The sequence below is a fragment of the Butyrivibrio sp. MC2021 genome (assembly GCF_000621605.1).
Lineage (GTDB): Bacteria > Bacillota > Clostridia > Lachnospirales > Lachnospiraceae > Butyrivibrio.
Window position 1 is genome coordinate 721,884 of record NZ_JHXX01000001.1, and the last position, 18,597, is coordinate 740,480.

The following is an 18,597-nucleotide window of genomic DNA, read 5'->3' on the forward strand; positions in this document are numbered from 1 at the left end:
TTACCATTTTAAATTGCCGCATCAAATATTGCAAGAACTAATTAATTATAGGTAGCTATAATTTTCATTTTTATCAGATTTTCGTTCTCATTTCAGCTGCAAGAGCCTCTATTGTTCCATCCTTGAATGGGCTCTTAAGACCAGCCTTATCAAGCATCGGCTCGTAGAAATCCTTGGCTGAAAGTTTGCAAAGCTGTAAATAATGATTCCAGGCTTCCTTGTAGTCCTTGTCCATCCATACCTTGAACTGCATTGCAACTACGCTGGCAAGAACATAATCAATATAGTAGAAAGGTGACCAGAAAATATGTCCCTGTTTCTGCCAGAAGCCGCCCTCGTCAAAGAAGGGATCTCCGTCAAAGTCAAGCCATGGTCTGTAGGTCTTCTCAAGCTCTTTCCATACAGCCTTCCTCTCGGCAGGAGTCATCTCCGGCTTGTCATATACGATATGCTGGAACTCATCAACCATACATCCGTAAGGAATAAAGGTGATGGAATCCTGAAGGTGCATCTTGAGATAATCGTCCTTCCTGTCTCCGAAGAACTTATCCATCCAGCCATAGGTAAAGTATTCCATTGACATGGAATGGATCTCAGCTGTCTCCATGGTAATGTCATTGTGCTCTGTTATCTCATCATCTCTTGTAACATAGCCCTGGAATGCATGTCCGCACTCATGGGTGATAACATCAACATCTGAGCTGGTGCCATTAAAGTTGGCAAAAATATATGGTGATTTATATTTTGGTAAGAAGTCCATATAACCACCGGCCTTCTTGGTCTTTCTTCCAAGAACGTCAAAGAGCTCATTCTCAGTCATGAAATCAAAGAATTCCTTAGTCTCGGGAGAAAGCTCTGAATACATCTCCTGTCCTGACTTAAGAATCTCCTCGGGAGTTCCTATGGGAGCCGGATTGCCGTTGGTAAAGAAAACATCGTTGTCATAATACTTAAGCTCGTCAACACCGATCTGCTGTCTTCTCTTCTCCTGGATCTCGCAGACAAAAGGAACAAAGGACTCTCTGATCTGCTTGCGGAAATTCTCAACCTCAGCTCTTCTGTAAGAATTTCTTGTCATTCTGTTATAGCCAAGCTCTACATAGCTGTCATAGCCAAGTTCTCTGGCCTGCTGGGTTCTGTTCTTAACAAGCTTGTCGTAAATATCGTCGATCTCATCTGTTACAGATTCAAAATACTCAGAAAGAGCCTTCCAGGCACGCTTTCTGGTATCTCTGTCCTGATGAGTCAGGCACTTGCGAAGAAGTGAAATATTGTATTCCTCTCCGTCAAAAGGGATCTTGGCGGAAGCAATAATGCTGTCATACTTACTGATAAGAGCGTTCTCCTCCTGCATAAGAGGAAGGATCTTCTCATCAATGGACTTGTTGGCAAGCTCAATATTCTTGAAAGCAACCTTGCTGATCTTTTCTTCAAGATAAGCTCTGTAGGGTGATTCAAAAAGGACCTTGCTGTATTCATTATTTAAATTGGAAATAACAGGTCCGATCTCATCGATATAATCATTCTCCTTGGAGTAAAACTCCTCAGAGGTATCAATGTCATGTCTGAATCTACCGAGTCTTATGTTGGTAGAAACATCTCCCATAAATTCATAGTACTTCTTGTGAAGCTCAAACTGCTCTTCGCCGCTGGCAGCATTCTTACTGTCTGCAATAAGCTGTTCAAAAAACGCCTTAACCTTGTCCAGATCAATATGCTCGTATGGCATTTGTGATAATTTCATATTAATGATACTCCTTTATCGAAAAAACGTAAAACAAAAAGGATATTTCTCACCTGTAAGTGGTAAGAAACATCCCATAGTCTCTCCAGATTCTTAAGTGCTTATTTAACAATTTGCATCGTTAAAGTATTTATCTACCACTTAAGCAGAAATTATACTAGATTTTAACACTTTAATCAAGCAAATCACCAAATTATTTTAATATTAATTTAATAATTACGCAAGCTTTCCCGCAAAAAAATCTCTCAAAATCCCAAAACATTCTCTCACCATATTATTGGGAATGAAGCGAAACTGCATGTATGCAGCGATTCCGCAGACTTTTGCATCGGTGATCCTCTTTGCTATATGTACACCTCTGAAAACATGAAAGCCGTTGGTAATTATACCTATCTTTAATTCATTGTCATCAGAGGAACCGGATCTTATGATCTCCATGGCATTTTCGATATTCTGAACAGTGTCCAGGGATCTGTTTTCAACCAGTATCCTCTCCGGATCCACTCCCAAAGAAACAAGATAATCTCTTCCACCCTCACCTTCGCTCATGCTCTCATTGAATCCCTGTCCGCCTGTGGTAATACAGATGGTTTCCGGGTTACTGTCAAGATACTCCTTGGTCTTCTGTAATCTGTACTTATAGATAACGCTGGGGCCTGTTGACCTCATCTGAGCTCCAAGAACTATAACATAATCAAGGTCAGGCTCTCCCTTGTCAAAAAAGTGAGACAAGATGCAGCACTGACAGATCAGGAACACCGAAAGTCCGATTCCCAATAGGATATATGCGACAACTCTCAGTTTTTTCGGGCATTTCCCCCATCTTCCTTTTCCCGCGAGAAAGAAACATAGGCTGAAAAAAGCCCCCGCAGCCAACCATATCACAAAAGAAAATGTTCCACTGCCCACCAGAAATACCATGATCGCATAAAGGAAGGTCACAAGCATCATGGCTGCCCATAAGATACGTATTCCCGGAGAAAAGAGTCTTTTTATCATTTAATATTCCTTCCAAAGAATATAATCAAGATCTTCGAGCCAGGTCTTTCCGTTTGCTCTCAAAAGGTTCATGCCTGATACAAATACTCCATACGCATCAACAATGTCAGAGGTTGCATGTCCCGGTTCAATGCAGGTTGCGCATGAGCTGATCACATAAGGAACTCCATCCTTTGTTCCAAGGTACATCATGATATGCCCGTCCATATAAAGTAACAATCCCGGAGCCATCTGTTCCAGAATGCTCAGCTTTTTGTCCTCAGTCATCTTGTCACAGTCAATGCTTCCCAGGTCATAAGTCTTGGCAATAGCCCTGGCGTTACGGGGAAGTTCAAGCCCAAAGCAGCTGTATACCTGCCTCACAAATCCTGAGCAATCATTAGAAGAAAGTGTTCCTCCATAGCCGTAAATCTTTCCAAGAAATTTAAAAGCCTGATTCAAAACAGCCTCAGATGTCATATCCATATAACCCACATGAACATCCTTGGAAACAGGTATAAGTGCATCCTCCGAATAAAGAGTTCCATCCTCAGCACGGCATGGCAATTCTGCCTTGTAACATCCCCAGGAAGTCCTGTCAGCGTCAAATTCTGCCTCTGTATTTTTAAGCTTGATCTTTGTTCCCATGGGAAGAACCATTCCGGCGTGGGCGCTCTCTCTTGCAGTATCCTCAAGAACGATCTCGCTTCCGGTGACTACCAAAAACTCATCTGCAGATGAAGCATTATTCCACTCATCCTTATCTTTACATACCGCTATGGTATCCTTATGAACCCATCCGCAGTATGAACCGCTCAAAATATAATACCACTGGCTGTCTCTGCTTTCAGAAATTACAACTATAGGTGAAAATGGCATAACCTCAGCGCTGATCAGACTGTCAAAATATAACTCCTGTGGATCCTCCGCGATAAAATCATCACTGGGAAGAGTCCTTGCCATTGTCCTCTCAACACATACTCCATAGATTGGCGTAACTTTATCGGGAACAGCCTCAATATTCAGGTTATCTCTGATATTTGCCCAATAATCATCGGAAACCGCTTCTTTATTTGCATAAAGCGCATCTCCGTCCTTGGTGAGATCGTCTATTATTTCCGGGTCAATAAGTGCTTTTACTACAGCTCCATCGATGGCATCGGGAAGATCATACATGTATAGTTTTTTATTGCTTCCGAACTGCCCCGTATTATACTCGACAAATGCAGGATTATTGTAAGTAAATTCTTCTATTTCCTCTCCGGAAAAAAGCACCTTTCCATCATATGAAGAAAGCCAATACTCGGGCTTTAGCATATCCGCTGTAGTTCCTGAAACAGTCTGAACAAGGCCATTATATGGATCTGATGCCTCCTGTACCGACACATATTCTGAACTGCCCCTGCCTGCAGCATGTAGTTTTCCGATTTCAAAACCCGTCACTGAAACAAACGCTATTGCCAAAGTTCCATATAAGATCAATGCTGTTTTTCTTTTCATTTGTCACTCCTTTTCAATCCTGCAAAAAAACCACAGATTACAAAAAATGTCATTGTAAGCGGCCAGGATGATTTATATAAGAACGGAACCGGTTCCGTAAGTCCCATAATCATGATTCCTGCTGCGCAGGCTGCCATATAGCGAAATGCAGGCTTTAACTCATAATTAAACAATCCCCTGATACATCTGTCTGCCCACCTCACAAGCAATATCAGCCATACAAAAAGGGCCAGAATACCATGAACACGAGTAATTTCAAGAAATGCGTTATGAGAATGAGGTGCACTATTTTCATGATGACCTATATAAACTCTCTCGATTTCTTCCTTACTCAGGGATGATATTCCCAAAAGCAATCTCCTGGGATTCCTCACCAAAGATTTGAGAGTGGCAACCCAGATATAACTTCTGTCGGTTATTGTTCCATTCCTGTCATGAATGCTTCTTGTTCTCATAAGGAACTCTTCTCCGCCAATAAGTCCCACTAAACCGTGATAAATCTTTGACGGCAGAACAAAGGTCTCTATTGCCAGTACTGTAGCTATTCCGGTAATAGCGAAAACAGCTGCGTAGCGGATTATCAAATGATCTTTTCTACCGATACAGTATTTCTTTATTCCTGATGAAAAAATAAGAATTCCCAAAGAAGCAGAAAAACCGATGGCTCCGGTCCTGCAGCCTGTAAGTCCCAGGCAGAACCATCCAACAAAAATGCATACCGAATAATATATTCTCAGAAAGCCTTTTGATAACAGCAATCCGAATACCGAAACCATCAAAAAGGCAGTGCATGCAAAACCAAATCGATTGGCGTTTCCGAAAGCACATAATCTGCCATTTCGTACAAGACCAAGTACAGAAGAAAGAGCCACCCTTTCCGTGAAAATAGTCCTGGTTGCCATAAAAAGAACAAATATGCAAACAACAAGCTCAGCCAGAGAAAAAACAAAAGCGCATACAGCAAACATTTTCTCATAATTCTTAACCGAACCTGCAGCATAAAACAAAGCTAAAAATGCAATCCATGCACAGAAAAACTGGGAAAGAAAAAAGGAAGCCGAAACTCCGAAGGCAATTATGCCCGAAATCCAACATAGCAAAAAGAAAGAAGCAAAAAGAAATGTATCAAATTCTAAATAAATCTTCTTGTAAAAAACAAAATAGAGAATAATCGCAGCTCCCAAAAGTCCGCCTAAAAGATACATCCTGGTCTTAGCTGCAACCCAAAAGCCTTCAAAGGTAAATACTGCAAGAAATGCAGATATTATCAGCGTAATAATGTACTGCATTCTTTCATCTTTATCCTTGGGCAAAAAACCATTAAACATCCCCTCAAACCTCCCCAAAATAAATAGCCACATTATATATTATTCCAAGCACAGGAAAATGTGAAGTAAAAATCGGATTGAAAAATACATTTTCAATCCGATTTTTTAATCATTTTTCAAAGTATATCAATATGCTCTCCTGCCAGAGCCTTGTTCATACTTCTTACTGCGCAGAACTTTCCGCACATAGAACAGGTATCATCAAATTCCGGCGATCTGTCGGCGCGGATGGCCTTGGCGGTCTCAGGGTCTATAGAACATTCCCACTGAGTATCCCAATCAAAATTCCTTCTGGCATCCGCCATTTTGTTATCCATATCCATGGCGTGGGGTATCTTCTTTGCTATATCCGCTGCGTGAGCTGCAATTTTGGAAGCGATTATGCCCTGCTTAACGTCATCCACATTGGGAAGAGCAAGATGTTCCGCAGGCGTTACATAGCAAAGGAATGCTGCACCGTTTGCTCCTGCAATTGCTCCGCCAATGGCAGATGTGATGTGATCGTAGCCGGGAGCTATATCTGTAACAAGAGGTCCCAGTACATAGAAAGGAGCTCCCATGCATATTGTCTGCTGCATTTTCATATTGGCTGCGATCTGGTCCATAGGCATGTGACCCGGGCCCTCCACCATGACCTGAACATCCTTTTCCCAGGCTCTCTTTGTCAGTTCTCCAAGTCTTACCAGCTCCTCGATCTGGCATACATCGCTGGCATCCGCAAGACATCCCGGTCTGCAGGCATCCCCAAGGGAAATGGTAACATCATACTCTCTGCAGATTTCCAGAATCTCATCATAATACTCGTAAAAAGGATTCTCCTGCCCTGTCATGCTCATCCAGGCAAATACCAGGGACCCGCCTCTGGAAACAATATTCATTTTTCTTTTGTGCTTCTTTATCTGTTCAATGGTCTTTCTTGTTATGCCGCAGTGCAATGTAACAAAATCCACACCATCCTCGGCATGAAGTCTTATAACATCTATAAAATCCTTGGCTGTAAGTTCCGACAGCTCCCTCTGATAGTGGATCACGCTGTCATAAACAGGAACTGTTCCCAGCATAACAGGGCAGCTCTCCACCAGCTTTTTCCTGAAGGGCTGAGTGTTTCCGTGGGAAGAAAGGTCCATGATGGCATCGGCTCCCATATCTACGGCCGCCATGACCTTTTCCATCTCAATATCATAATCCTTGCAGTCCCTGGACACTCCCAGATTTACATTTATCTTGGTTTTGAGCATGGAACCAACGCCCTTGGCCTCTATGCATTTGTGATTCTTATTGGCGCAGATCGCCACCTGTCCCTTTGCCACAAGGTCTCTGATCTCTTCCGGAGTCCTGTATTCATCCCTTGCCACCTTCTCCATTTCCGGTGTGATTATTCCCTGTCTTGCGGCATCCATCTGTGTTGTGTAATCTCTCATTGTTTTTCCCCATTATCTTTTTTTCATATATTTAACAACTTAAAAAATTCTGTGTTCCAACGGGCCTCTCCCCTTGCCAAGATCAAGGCCCTTTTCTATGCATTTGGTAAGATACTCTTTCCCTCTCTTCACAGCATCAGTAAGTTCAAACCCCAGAGCCAGGTTGCAGGCAATGGCACTGGACAGAGTGCAGCCGGTGCCGTGGGTGTTTGGATTATCAACTCTTATGGCGCTTAACCATTCAAAGACACCGCCGTGATACAGACAGTCATCGCTGAAGCCTTCATTAGCGGTAAAATGCCCGCCCTTTATAAGGACGCTGCAGCCATAAGCATCCCCCAGAGCTTTTGCTGCATTTTCCATTGCGGTTTCAGAGTTTATTTTCCTTCCTGTCAGTATTTCCGCCTCGGGAACATTAGGTGTTATCAGGGTGCACACAGGAAAGAGTTCTCTCATCAGATATTCCCTGGATTCATAGGATGAAAAAGCCGTTCCCGATGTAGAACCCAGCACCGGATCCAGAACAATATTCTTATGCTCATAGGCCAAAACAGTATCTTTAACTGCTCTCATAACCATCTGGTCCGGCAGCATTCCTATTTTCACCCCATCAGGAAAAATGTCCTCATATACTGCCCTTAGCTGTGCCCTCACAAAATCTGCAGGAATAGGTAATTTCCCGCTGATACCCATGGTATTCTGAGCCGTAAGGGCTGTAATAACGCTCATGCCGTACACGCCGTGGGCCTCCATAGTCTTTAGATCAGCCTGTATTCCGGCTCCTCCTGAAGGATCACTCCCTGCAATTGTAAGTACTGTTTTCATAGACGCTGTCCCCCGGAAATACCAAGTTCATCCATTTTCTTAATAAGTCCCGCCGCAGCCTGACAGGGATCTTCGCTCTTCATAATGGCAGACACCACGCATATCCCGTCTATGGGAAGTCCCCTCAGGATGTCCAGATTGCCACTGTTTAAGCCGCCGATTGCATTGACTCCTATGTCCACGGCATGGCAGATATCATTCAGGGTATCCACTGAAGTAAGAACTGTTTTCACCTTGGTTGTTGTCGGGTAAATAGCGCCCACCCCCAGGTAATCCGCCCCCATTTCCCGGGCTTCTTTAGCCTGTTCCACGGTCTTGGCGGTGGCACCGATTATCTTTTTCTTACCCAGAATTATTCTTGCCAGATCCACAGGCATATCGCTCTGTCCCAAATGCACTCCCTCTGCATCCGCCGCCAAAGCCACATCCACTCTGTCATCCACCACCAGAGGCACATCATAGTGAAGACTTATTTCGTGTACCTTCTTTGCGAGATGAATATACTCTCTGGTAGTCCTTTCTTTTTCTCTTATCTGTAAAAAAGTCACGCCGCCCTTCAGAGCAGCTTCGATCCTGCCAAGAAACTCATCCTCTGTCATCCCTGTGCTGTCTGTGACCAGGTAGAGCCTCAGCCGGTCTTTGTTTAATCTTTTCATTTTCTCCTCTCCTGTAACATCTCATCAGTCATAAGTGATATGGCATCCAGGAGCCTTACCAGGAAGGTTCCTGAGCCGGTATCTTTTTTCTCTGCGGCGATTTCTCCTGCAATTCCCATAAGAGCACAGGCATCTGTTACAGCATCCATAGTTCTGTTCACTGATAAAAAAGTGGCCACTGCCGCCCCCAGCATGCAGCCGGTTCCCGTGATCATGGAAAGCTCAGGACATCCGTTGTTTACATATTCTGTCCTGACGGCATCCGTAACCACATCACTGGCTCCGGTGGCAAGAATAATGGCATTGTATCTTACTGATAATTCCAGAGCAGCTTCAGTAGCTGCTTCCTTCGTTATCCCGGCCTTGGCATCCACACCCTCAGCCCTGTACTTTTCATCCTGCAATGCCATGATCTCAGAATAGTTTCCTTTGACCACACATAGGCCTCTGCCGGCTCTTTTTTCCATAAGCTCTGCAAAAAAGTTCCTTCTAAGCTCCGAGCAGGCTGCGCCCACAACATCAATAACTATGGGTATATCCTTTCTTTTTGCCTCCGAAAGCGCTATCCCCATGGCCTCCATCCTGGAATCCGATATATTTCCCAGATTTAGTAAAAGAGCGTCCGCAGTGGCTGTTATCTCCTTAACCTCCAGGGGATGCTCCGCCATTATGGGTCTGGCCCCCAATCCCAGCACAGTATTGGCACATTGCATCATGGATATGGGATTGGTGATACAGTGAATAAGTGGTCTGTAGTCATTGTTTTTCATGCTGCATGGTCTTCCTTTTCAGGTTCATCCTTAAGTCCGTTCTGCATTTTGGATAACGCGCCGGTAGCTTCAAGCCTTTTTAACAGGACAAAAGCAATGCTTCCGCCGATAAGAGTTCCGCAGATAAAAGAAGGCACATAGAAAAACCAGGTAAGTCCCTCTTTCCCCCAAAGATAGGTCATTACCGGATATGAAACTATGGCTCCGATAATACCAGTGCCGATTATTTCCCCAAGAACAGCCGCTATGATCTTTCCTTTGGAAAGTCTGTAAAAGATTCCCGAAAGGGTTGCTCCAAACACAGCACCGGTAAGGGCCAGAGGCGGAATCCCCATTATCATCATTCTGATAATGCCGATCAAAAGCGCACATAAAAGTGCATACCAGGGCCCCAAAAACACCGCGCAGGTCACATTGATAAGGTGGGCCATAGGACACATCCCCTCGATTCGAAGAATCGGTGATATAACCGTTCCCAGGGCCACAAACATCGCAAGCATTACCATTCTTCTCAAATAGTTACTTTTTTTCATACTCTCTCCTTCCGTGGAGGCGCTGCATACAGGCAATAAAAAAGGAAGCTACCTAATTCAGACAGCTTCCGCAAAATTCTCCTTGTAAAACAGGCATCCCTACGTTGGCATTATCCAAATCAGGTTCTCGGTCGAAGGTCACACCTTCCTCTCAGCCTGTATACAAGCTCCCGTCTATTCAGTTTTTAATTTCATTGCCCATAATAGCACCTGCCAATCCAGTATGCAAGGGCATCTTCAGATTTTTTTACCTTAATCCGTATTTTTGCTTTATGGCATTAGAGGGTTCGTAGTCTCCAAGATACTCGTCTGCCATCTTGCAAAGCGCAGTGCGGTCAATGTACGGAACCGAATAATCATCGCTGTAACCGGAGAGAATCAGATCTTTGCCCTCCCGGGAGAAAACCTGACTTGTCTCGCATACTAGTCTCATGGACTTATCAAAAATGTATCCCTTTTCTCCCCGAATGATGTAGCTTCCTGTCACATCACTATATTCAAATCCGTAAAACATCTCTTCATCGGTATCAAAGGAGTTTACGCACTGCCCGGACTCAGCATCATAAATTTTCGCCGTGTGATTACTGAAAAGTGTCAGGATATACTTCTTATCATCAGAATAAAATACATTGTCCACAAGCTTGAGATTAACATCGAATTTCTCGCTGTCAGCAAATACTTCTTCCGGAAGACAACTCTGCAGATCGCCGTAGTCAAGCTCCGATCCGTAAATCGTTGCCAGATCACTCACAGTATCTGAATAGCGTGTTACATAACTCTCACTTCCAAAAACAAGGTATAGATTCCCGTCTACGTATTTTGCATTAGTTACCTTCTGATTTGGAACTGTTTTAAAAAATACATCAGTCAATTCACCCTGATTGAACTCGTTGCAGAAATAGATCCTTCCCCCTGTGGAAACATACTCAAGTCCCTCAACAGACAACCATAGTTCAACAGGCTGTTCAGCGGCAAAATACCTTTGGATCAACTCTCCGTTTTTGTTGTCAATTATAGCAATTTCATTTTTACCACATGTATACAGATATTTGTCGTCTTTAAGAAAAGTGCCGTATTGAAGCTCAAAATCTTCCAGCGTTATCTTCCACAGTTCCTTCTTACCATCACTATCCACGGCCATGATATCAGTCATCAGTATTTCATTCGAATACCTTGAACTGGCCAAATACATCATATTACCCAGAACAGAAACCAGCGGATTGGTAATGGATTCGCCCCTGTAAAGATCCAGCATCTCCCCATTTGAAGCATCGATTTTTACAAGATAAAATGTATCAAAATTTGAAAAACAGCATGTAATCTCATTTTCATTACAGAAGGCATCGCCGAGGGTAACTATATCCTCTCCAAATATATCACTGTAGTCAAATGTAAAAGCAATGCTTCCTGAATTATCTACCGCATAAATGACATTATTGTCTAAATCTTCCACGAGTACAATCCTGCTCTCTTTCACCGGCGTAAACATTGAGTCAGCCGGCACCTGCACCTGCGTGCTCTCCTTGGAAGAAAAGGAATAATAATAGCTGTCATCACCATTATTCCATAAGACGCCGTCATCCCCACAAAAAGCTGCATTGATCCAGCCGTTTGGACTGACAATACTATGTAATGTAAGGCCTGTTTCGGCATCACATACATAGGCTGCTGTTCCTTCAGCCACCAGCACATATTTCTGATCCGCTGAAACAGCAAAACCATAGAGCATAGAGCCGGCATCGTAGGCACAAACCGGCTCATAGCCTTGAGATACTTTGTATACCCCCATGGCATCATAAAGTTCCTTCAACGCAGCTGCGTTGTAATCATCTTCTTCATTTTCGGATATTACGCTCCTTGCGGCATAAACAGCGTCTTTTTTTCTTCCCGCTTTCATAAGATTTCCTGCTGCCGCAGCCATGGAGGATGCAAAACTGTCCTGAAGTTCCTGATACTGTTCGTTTATGGTAACATTCTGAATACTTATTTTTATCAGCATCACGGTGGCGAAAACAGCAAAGGCCAGTACAGCAGCTCCGATGCCCCCCAAAATCGCAGCAAGTCTTCGGATTCTCTGCTCTCTGTGACGCTGCTTGAGGTCATCATAATTAAGGCCGAACATGGCCGCACAAAGCTTTATCACTGCTATGTCCATGGCCTTCAGGACCTCTTTTTTAGTGGTTCCTCTTGTATCTGCCGCCAGTGGCTCCAGCTCCCGCCTGGTTATCACAATTTCTCCGTTTTCAGTTGTGGTCTTAACATCCTCATAACACAGGATCTCGGGAAAAGAGTTTGTAGGTTCATCCTCAGCCAGTACCACAAGAATGTGATCTCTTGGATGAGTCTGTAAAAAGACCTCGATCTCCTTCATACACCATCTGGACTCCGGATATCTTGGAGTACAGATGGTTATCAGGTAGTCCGAGTTAAGAAGTGCTTTACTGATAGGATCGGAAAGATTATCTGTAAGAGGAAGTTCGTCCACATCACGAAAAACCCTCTCAATTTTTTTCTTTCCGTCCTTTACCTTAGTAAGAACAGATTTGGGAAGTTTGAAGTTCTCAAGCTTTTTGTGCAGATTTTCTGCCACAAAGCTGTCAAACTCATTGTGTCTGTAACTTATAAATGCATCATAGTGGAAATCGTTTCGTTCTGACATGTGGTTCACCTTGCTCATTCCCCTGAATGAGCCTTTCTCAGCAATGACGGTTACGATATCTCATGATACAATTATACTGTTTGATGTACACAATTCAAACAATCATCATACAATTTTACAAATTTTCAATCTTTGACAGCAGTTCCCAGGAATATGCATCCTTCTTCTGCTCCTCATAGGGAAGTCTGTCGAAGGCCACAAGAAGATTATGTTCCCTGACAGAATCATCTCTTACGGAGGCGTAATGCCAGTTATACAGTATATGGAAACGCATCCACCTATCATGCTCCAAATGCCACAGCACAAGCTTCTCCTTGTCAGAAAGAGCCCTATATCTGTCGTAGGCTTCCTTAGGAGTGACAGCATCAAGAATCCTCATCTTAATAGCCATATGGTCTGCCACAGCCTGATTAGACTGTCTTCTGAAGGTTGACAGATGATTCCAGTCAGTAGCCTTGTCATTTTCTTTTCTGTAGATCTCATGCATCCCTATGGCAGCCCTATTCTGCTTCTCCTTCATGACAAATTCATCCGAATAAATATCATTTATCGCACCGAAAGTATAGATTCCGGTGTCATCTATTTTTCTTGAATAGAGAACATGGATCTGAAGGTCCTTGTTTCTGAGGGCATAATAGGTGCGAAGCTTACTGAGGATCATAAGATTGTTGTCTTCGTCATTATCGCAGATAATGATACGGCTTGCATTTTCCACAACCTCCCTGTTTTCCATCCAGGATGATTCATGGTAAAAAATGCTGTCCACCGCATCGCCCTTTTTATCTATTGAAAAATACTCCTTCAGGCGGTAGTGCTCTGTTCTGAAGTTATTCCATTCACCAAAGAGATGGTATTCAACCTCCTGTCCCACCTTGAATACATTTCCCTTAAGGGCATGCTCCAAAATGCTGCTGCCGTATTTTCCGGATCCAATTATCACTATCTTTTCATCATAGCCAAGATCACATCTTATAGGATAAATATTCCAATAGAGCCTGCTGACATTCTCGTACTTATTAAAGCAGACCAGATTTACAGGAATAACCTCAGGGACATACTCCGTAAGGCAATAGCAGTGAAAAGGCAGCACATTGTCACTTAAATAATCATTGCAGGAATTGTGATAGTCTGAGTAATTCTCATAATCATTGTCACAATCCTTCATAAAAAAGAGATGAAGAGTTGATTTATCGTTTTTAAGACCAATTATCTTATCAAAGGAACATCCGATATTTATGACACCATCTACGGAAGTATCTTCCTTTTCCTGCAGACATACAAAGATTCCTTTGCCCTTGGACTTAATATCTCTGATAAGAAAACCGGTTTTTTCATTAAACTCAGAAAAAACATACCACTCCTCGTCTCTGTGCCTCTTTAAATATAAGAGCTTCACTCCGTCGGAATTAAAGGTGCTGATTATAGATGCCAGCAGAAATCCCAAAAGCCCCATGCTGGATAGCACAAAGATGATACCAATGATCTTTCCAAGTGTTGTCACAGGATAAAGATCTCCGTATCCAACAGTGGTAAGGGTTACTATCATATACCACAGCGCATCACTGATGCTTCGTATGGAAGCGCCCTCTGCGCCACTCTCAGCCATTAAAAGCAGCCAGCTCAGCAGAAGAAGTACTGCCAGTAATATTCCGATGTAACCTAATTTTTTCTTCATAAAAATGCCCCCCGGCTTGTAGTTTCGCTTTCATTATACTACATTCGGAGGGCTTAATGCCTACAATCACAGCTTTTTGAATTCTGCAGGAGTAAGACCGGCGTGTTTTCTGAATTTACGGCCAAAATAATCCACATCACTGTAGCCTACCAGCTGCGACACCTCGTATACCTTGTATTTGCCTTCTGACAGGAGCTCCTTGGCCTTTTTGATCCTGCACTCATTCAGATAATAGGTAAATCCGCAACCTGTGGTCTTTGTAAAAAGTCGTCCCAGGTATCCTGAATTATAACCAAACTGAACTGCCAGTTCTTCCAGAGTCAGGGGCTGGGCATAGAACCTGTCAATATATGAGATAATGTCCTCTATCACATTTTCTCCGTCCTGCCTGCAATATATCCTGTTCATTGCAACGTCCAGAGTATCTGAAATATACTGTATGATCTCATACAGGTAGAACCTACTCTCAATAAACTCAATAATGCCTGCGCTGGTATCGAAAACTTCTGACAACACCGGATACTGTCTTGTCATTTTTTCCTTTAAGGAAAGCATGATCTCGGTCATAAAAAGGCAGGCATCCGTACTCTCCTTCTCATGCTTTTTCACATACTCATAGATTTCATCCAGAGCATTCACCATCATATTTCTGTTTCCGAAGGCTACGGCATTCATTACATTTTCCAAAAGTTCCTTTTGGGCCTTATCATCCCGACCTTCGGAAATCCCCTGAAGATCAGCCTTATCTTCTCTTATGAAATGTTCTCCTTCATCGCAGAAAAATCTTCTCTTGGCAAGCCATTTTGCCCTGTCATAGGAACCGGCTATCTCTGAAGGCAGGTCACATTCATTTCCCAGGGCAATAAATATATTGTCCAAAGGACTGTCGGATTCAATGGGAGATTTCTGATAATGCATTATAAAATCCTCAAACTTTGAAATAGCAGTCCTTCCTTTAAGCAGAATGCACTCATTTCTCTCCACAGTACAAAGTTCATAGCTTTTTTCATCCAGAAAAGCAGATATCAGGTCTGACAGCCTGTATCCGATGTCCTCTTTCCCTACGTTGTAGGTTTCATGGACAATAACCCGGTATCTGGGATACAGCAGATTCATGGAAGCTAAGTTTTCTTCCATCACCGGTATGCCTGACAGCAGATCCCTTACGATCACACTCTTTGCTTTGCTCTTGATCTCACCAAGCCTTGTTCCTTCTTTTTTGGATTTCTCGATATCCGCTTTGATCTTTTTGACCGTTTCTAAAAGATCATCCTCATCTACAGGTTTGGTTATGTAATTGGTGACGTTATTTCTGATGGCTTCCCTGGCGTACTCAAAATCGGAATAGCCTGAAAGAATGATAAAATAGCCCTTATATCCCCTGTTTCTTAGCTGTTTGATAACATCAATGCCATGAACCTTGGGCATCTGCATATCAATAACTATCAAAGTAGGATCAAACCTTTCTGCTGCGGAAAGAGCCTCTTCCCCGTTAGAAGCATCCCCGATTATCTCAAAGCCAAGCTCCTCCCAGTCTATGATGAGCTTTATGCCTTCTCTTATATTCTCTTCGTCATCAACAATAAGCACTGTTTCCATATTCTGCGATACTCCCCTGGTCTACCAGCTTCTTTCATTCTATCATAAGGATTATACATGAAAAAGCTACGGCATACAGCGCCGTAGCCTTTCCATTGTATGTAAGGAAAATGGGAATCATTTGGATCTTGCATCATCTTCTGCAGCTGCTCTGAGCTTGGCCTCATTTTCCTGGAATGCGATACATTCCGCATAGCCATACTCTTCTGCCTGCTGCTTCATATCAGCTACAATTGCGTCAAACTCCTCGTCACTTGATGCATAGATTGCTTTCCAGGAGTTGTCCTTTACACAGGTTGAAACCTGATCCCAGACTACCTGGAGCTCATCTGAGCGAACGCCGCCGGTGTACATGGTTCCGGGAGAAAGAACATATTTAAACTTGTCCAGATACTCATCCGGTGTATCAGCTCCTGCCCAGTCTCTCCAATCCTGCTCGATGTCAGAACCGGCTTCTGTGGAATAACTTGCCCAGTTACGGTAGTTGAAGGTTTCACCGTTACTGTCAGGGTTAGGAGCATCCAGTGACCAGGTTGAATTATTCATCTTGAAGGAGCCATCATCATAGGTTCCTTCATAGCCATTGCCCATTTCTGTTGAAATATCTGTCTTGCAGGCGCGGCCTATATCTGTGAAGCAGGTCTTTCCATTTTCATCATAGTACCAGCAAACATCCTTAGGACCGTATTCAGAGATCATTCTTCCCTCAGGTGTTGTAAGCCAGTTGATGATAGCCATGCAAAGTTCGGGATATTCAGTATTGGCGCCGATAGACCAGATTCTGTTTCCACCGTAAACGTTAAGGCCATATCTGATAGGTGTTGCATCTGCAGGCTTTACAGGGAACATCCCCTTTCCTGCTGCAAGATGGTCTGGTGAGTTGTAAAGTGCGGATCCCATAAAGTTAAATACGTTGAGGAATGCTGTACCGTTCTGGTAATCCTCCTGCATTCCGTTAAAGCCCTGTGTCTGTGAGTCTGGATCAAGAAGGCCCTTCTGATAAAGTGTGTTATAGAACTTAAGAGCTGTAAGGTAAGGACCGTTCTCCTCAAGAACAGGATGGAAGGACTGTGTATCCGGATCGTATAATCCCAGTCCGAATTCATCAAATCCGTAGTAAGCTGTTGCTGTTGACTTGACGTACATTACCATGTCACCGTCCCAGTCATTGAAAAGAGAAACACCATAGGTAGGATTTCCGTTATCATCTGTAGGACAGATCTCTTTCATCTTCTCAAGGGCAGCAACCACTCCGTCAAAGTCCTTGATCTCAGGGGATCCGATCTGCTCATAGAGATCATATCTCAAGTCCCAGGTATACATGAAAGATCCGGGATCTTCCGCTGAACGTGTTACATCAAAGCCGTAGCCATAGAGCTTTCCGTCGGAAGATATTCCTCTGTTCTTTTCAAGGGCAGCCTTCATATTTTCAGCGATGTAAGGTCCATACTCATTGAGAAGGTCATCCTCTTCCCAGTCAAAAAGCATTCCCTTGTCAATGGCATGCTGATAATCATCGCCGTCATTTCCCCAGATTACCAGGTCTCCAAGGTTTCCGGATTCCATACGGGTATCATATACACCATCGTTTTCAGGGATGATATTAAGCTTAACATTGAACTTATCAAGCATTATTTTTCCAAACCATCCGGTCTGCTCTCCGGAATAGTTTGCCAGCTGATCGTAAACGTCAAGGGTAACTGTCTGAGCAGGAATAATATCTGAAAGATCCCCTTCAATACCGCTCGCTGTGGCAGTTTCTTCCTCATCGATGGTTGTAGTGCCTGTGTCATCGGAGCTTTTCACAGTTTCCGTTTCCCCGGCCGAGCCTTCCGATGCACCTGTAGGAGCCGGTGAGGATCCGCAGGCTGCCAGAGACAGAGTCATTGCTCCTGTCATAATAAGAGCCAGTAACTTTTTCATTTTCATAGCTTTCCTCCTTTTTGGTTTCAAAACTATCATTAAGGGTCTCTTACCCTTTTACTGCCCCGATCATGATTCCCTTTTCAAAATAGCGCTGCATGAAGGGATAGACTAAAAGAATCGGAATTATTGTAACCATTGCAATGGTGTACTTAATTACTTTTCCGTTTAGCGCAGAGTCCATAACGCTCTTACTTATTCCCGAAGTGCTTCCGGCGCTCATAAGAGCTGCCAGATTACTGGTGGTATTAAGGTAAATATACAGTCTGTGCTGAAGTGTATAGAGCTTTGGCGCCGACTGCATGAGGATCAGTGAATCCTGGAAGGAGTTCCAGTGCCCCACCGCACCGAATATTGTAATAGTAGCCAGAATCGGTTTGGCCAAAGGAAGTATGATACTAAGGAAGATCTTCATATGAGAAGCTCCGTCCAGTGCAGCACTTTCCTCCAGCTCCGCGGGTATTGCCGATTCAATATAGGTCTTTACCAGAATAATATTGTAGGGTGCAACTATTCCCGGAATTATATATGCCCAAAATCTATTGGTAAGCCCCAGCATAGCCATGTTCAGATACCAGGGGATAATTCCCGCATTGAAGTACATGGTTATAACAAGGAATCTATACCAGAAACTTCTTCCCCACATTTCCTGTTGGGTCACCAGATATCCAACAAAGGCTGATGCCAATACCATAAGAAACGTTCCGAATATTGTTCTGGCCAGGGTCACCGCAAAGGAACCAAAGAGATCATTTACCTGCAGAAGGCGAATGTAGTTCTCAAAGTGCACACCCCTTGGCACAAAGTTGATCAGTCCTTTTCTCACCAGTTCATTGTCACTGATGGTATTGATGAACAGGTAATAAAACGGGAAAATGCAAATAAGGGTAAAGGCAGCATATGCGGAGTAGTTGATGATGTTAAATACAACATCCCCAAATTTCAGCTTTATTCTTTTCTTCCGGGTCTTCTTATTCATCTCGATC

General features: G+C 43.4%; 14 protein-coding genes and 1 riboswitch. All 14 genes read right to left on the reverse strand.

Features of this window, described 5'->3' with window-relative positions; all coding sequences use genetic code 11:
• Positions 1–73 precede the first annotated feature (73 nt).
• Positions 74–1,744: a M3 family oligoendopeptidase gene (locus T359_RS0102910; RefSeq protein ID WP_026516178.1), complete on the reverse strand. Its 1,671-nt coding sequence runs from the start codon at positions 1,742–1,744 to the stop codon at positions 74–76.
• Positions 1,745–1,960: 216 nt separating this feature from the next.
• Complete coding sequence (locus tag T359_RS19105) at positions 1,961–2,743, reverse strand: YdcF family protein (protein ID WP_035783487.1); 783 nt, start codon at positions 2,741–2,743, stop codon at positions 1,961–1,963.
• Positions 2,744–4,222, reverse strand: coding sequence for an NlpC/P60 family protein (locus T359_RS0102920; RefSeq protein ID WP_026516179.1), 1,479 nt, complete (start codon positions 4,220–4,222; stop codon positions 2,744–2,746). It lies immediately after the preceding gene.
• The gene (locus T359_RS0102925; RefSeq protein ID WP_026516180.1) at positions 4,219–5,550 is read right to left on the reverse strand and encodes an O-antigen ligase family protein; all 1,332 of its coding nucleotides are present in this window, start codon (positions 5,548–5,550) and stop codon (positions 4,219–4,221) included. Before T359_RS0102925 ends, T359_RS0102920 begins: the two co-directional genes overlap by 4 nt.
• Before the next feature lie 116 nt (positions 5,551–5,666).
• The gene (gene thiC, locus T359_RS0102930) at positions 5,667–6,971 is read right to left on the reverse strand and encodes a phosphomethylpyrimidine synthase ThiC (protein WP_026516181.1); all 1,305 of its coding nucleotides are present in this window, start codon (positions 6,969–6,971) and stop codon (positions 5,667–5,669) included.
• Positions 6,972–7,010: 39 nt separating this feature from the next.
• Positions 7,011–7,796 carry a bifunctional hydroxymethylpyrimidine kinase/phosphomethylpyrimidine kinase gene (gene thiD, locus T359_RS0102935; RefSeq protein ID WP_026516182.1) on the reverse strand — a complete coding sequence of 262 codons (786 nt, stop codon included), beginning with the start codon at positions 7,794–7,796 and terminating at the stop codon, positions 7,011–7,013.
• Complete coding sequence (gene thiE / locus T359_RS0102940) at positions 7,793–8,452, reverse strand: thiamine phosphate synthase (protein WP_026516183.1); 660 nt, start codon at positions 8,450–8,452, stop codon at positions 7,793–7,795. Before thiE ends, thiD begins: the two co-directional genes overlap by 4 nt.
• On the reverse strand, positions 8,449–9,222 hold the full coding sequence (thiM, locus tag T359_RS0102945) for a hydroxyethylthiazole kinase (RefSeq protein ID WP_026516184.1): 774 nt from the start codon (positions 9,220–9,222) through the stop codon (positions 8,449–8,451). The genes thiE and thiM overlap by 4 nt, the downstream gene beginning before the upstream one ends.
• Entirely contained in the window at positions 9,219–9,755 is a 537-nt protein-coding gene (thiW, locus tag T359_RS0102950) for an energy coupling factor transporter S component ThiW (RefSeq protein WP_026516185.1), read from the reverse strand. The genes thiM and thiW overlap by 4 nt, the downstream gene beginning before the upstream one ends.
• 79 nt (positions 9,756–9,834) lie before the next feature.
• A riboswitch (TPP riboswitch) is annotated at positions 9,835–9,936 on the reverse strand.
• Between the two features lie 66 nt (positions 9,937–10,002).
• Positions 10,003–12,414 carry a toll/interleukin-1 receptor domain-containing protein gene (locus tag T359_RS0102955; protein ID WP_026516186.1) on the reverse strand — a complete coding sequence of 804 codons (2,412 nt, stop codon included), beginning with the start codon at positions 12,412–12,414 and terminating at the stop codon, positions 10,003–10,005.
• 115 nt (positions 12,415–12,529) lie between these two features.
• Entirely contained in the window at positions 12,530–14,089 is a 1,560-nt protein-coding gene (locus T359_RS21250; protein WP_051544877.1) for an ion channel, read from the reverse strand.
• A gap of 66 nt (positions 14,090–14,155) precedes the next feature.
• Positions 14,156–15,688 carry a response regulator transcription factor gene (locus tag T359_RS0102965; protein ID WP_026516187.1) on the reverse strand — a complete coding sequence of 511 codons (1,533 nt, stop codon included), beginning with the start codon at positions 15,686–15,688 and terminating at the stop codon, positions 14,156–14,158.
• A 117-nt stretch (positions 15,689–15,805) separates the two neighbouring features.
• Positions 15,806–17,617, reverse strand: a complete 1,812-nt coding sequence (locus T359_RS0102970; protein ID WP_026516188.1) for an ABC transporter substrate-binding protein — start codon at positions 17,615–17,617, stop codon at positions 15,806–15,808.
• Positions 17,618–17,660: 43 nt separating this feature from the next.
• Positions 17,661–18,590, reverse strand: a complete 930-nt coding sequence (locus T359_RS22360) for a carbohydrate ABC transporter permease (RefSeq protein ID WP_035783490.1) — start codon at positions 18,588–18,590, stop codon at positions 17,661–17,663.
• Positions 18,591–18,597: the final 7 nt, after the last annotated feature.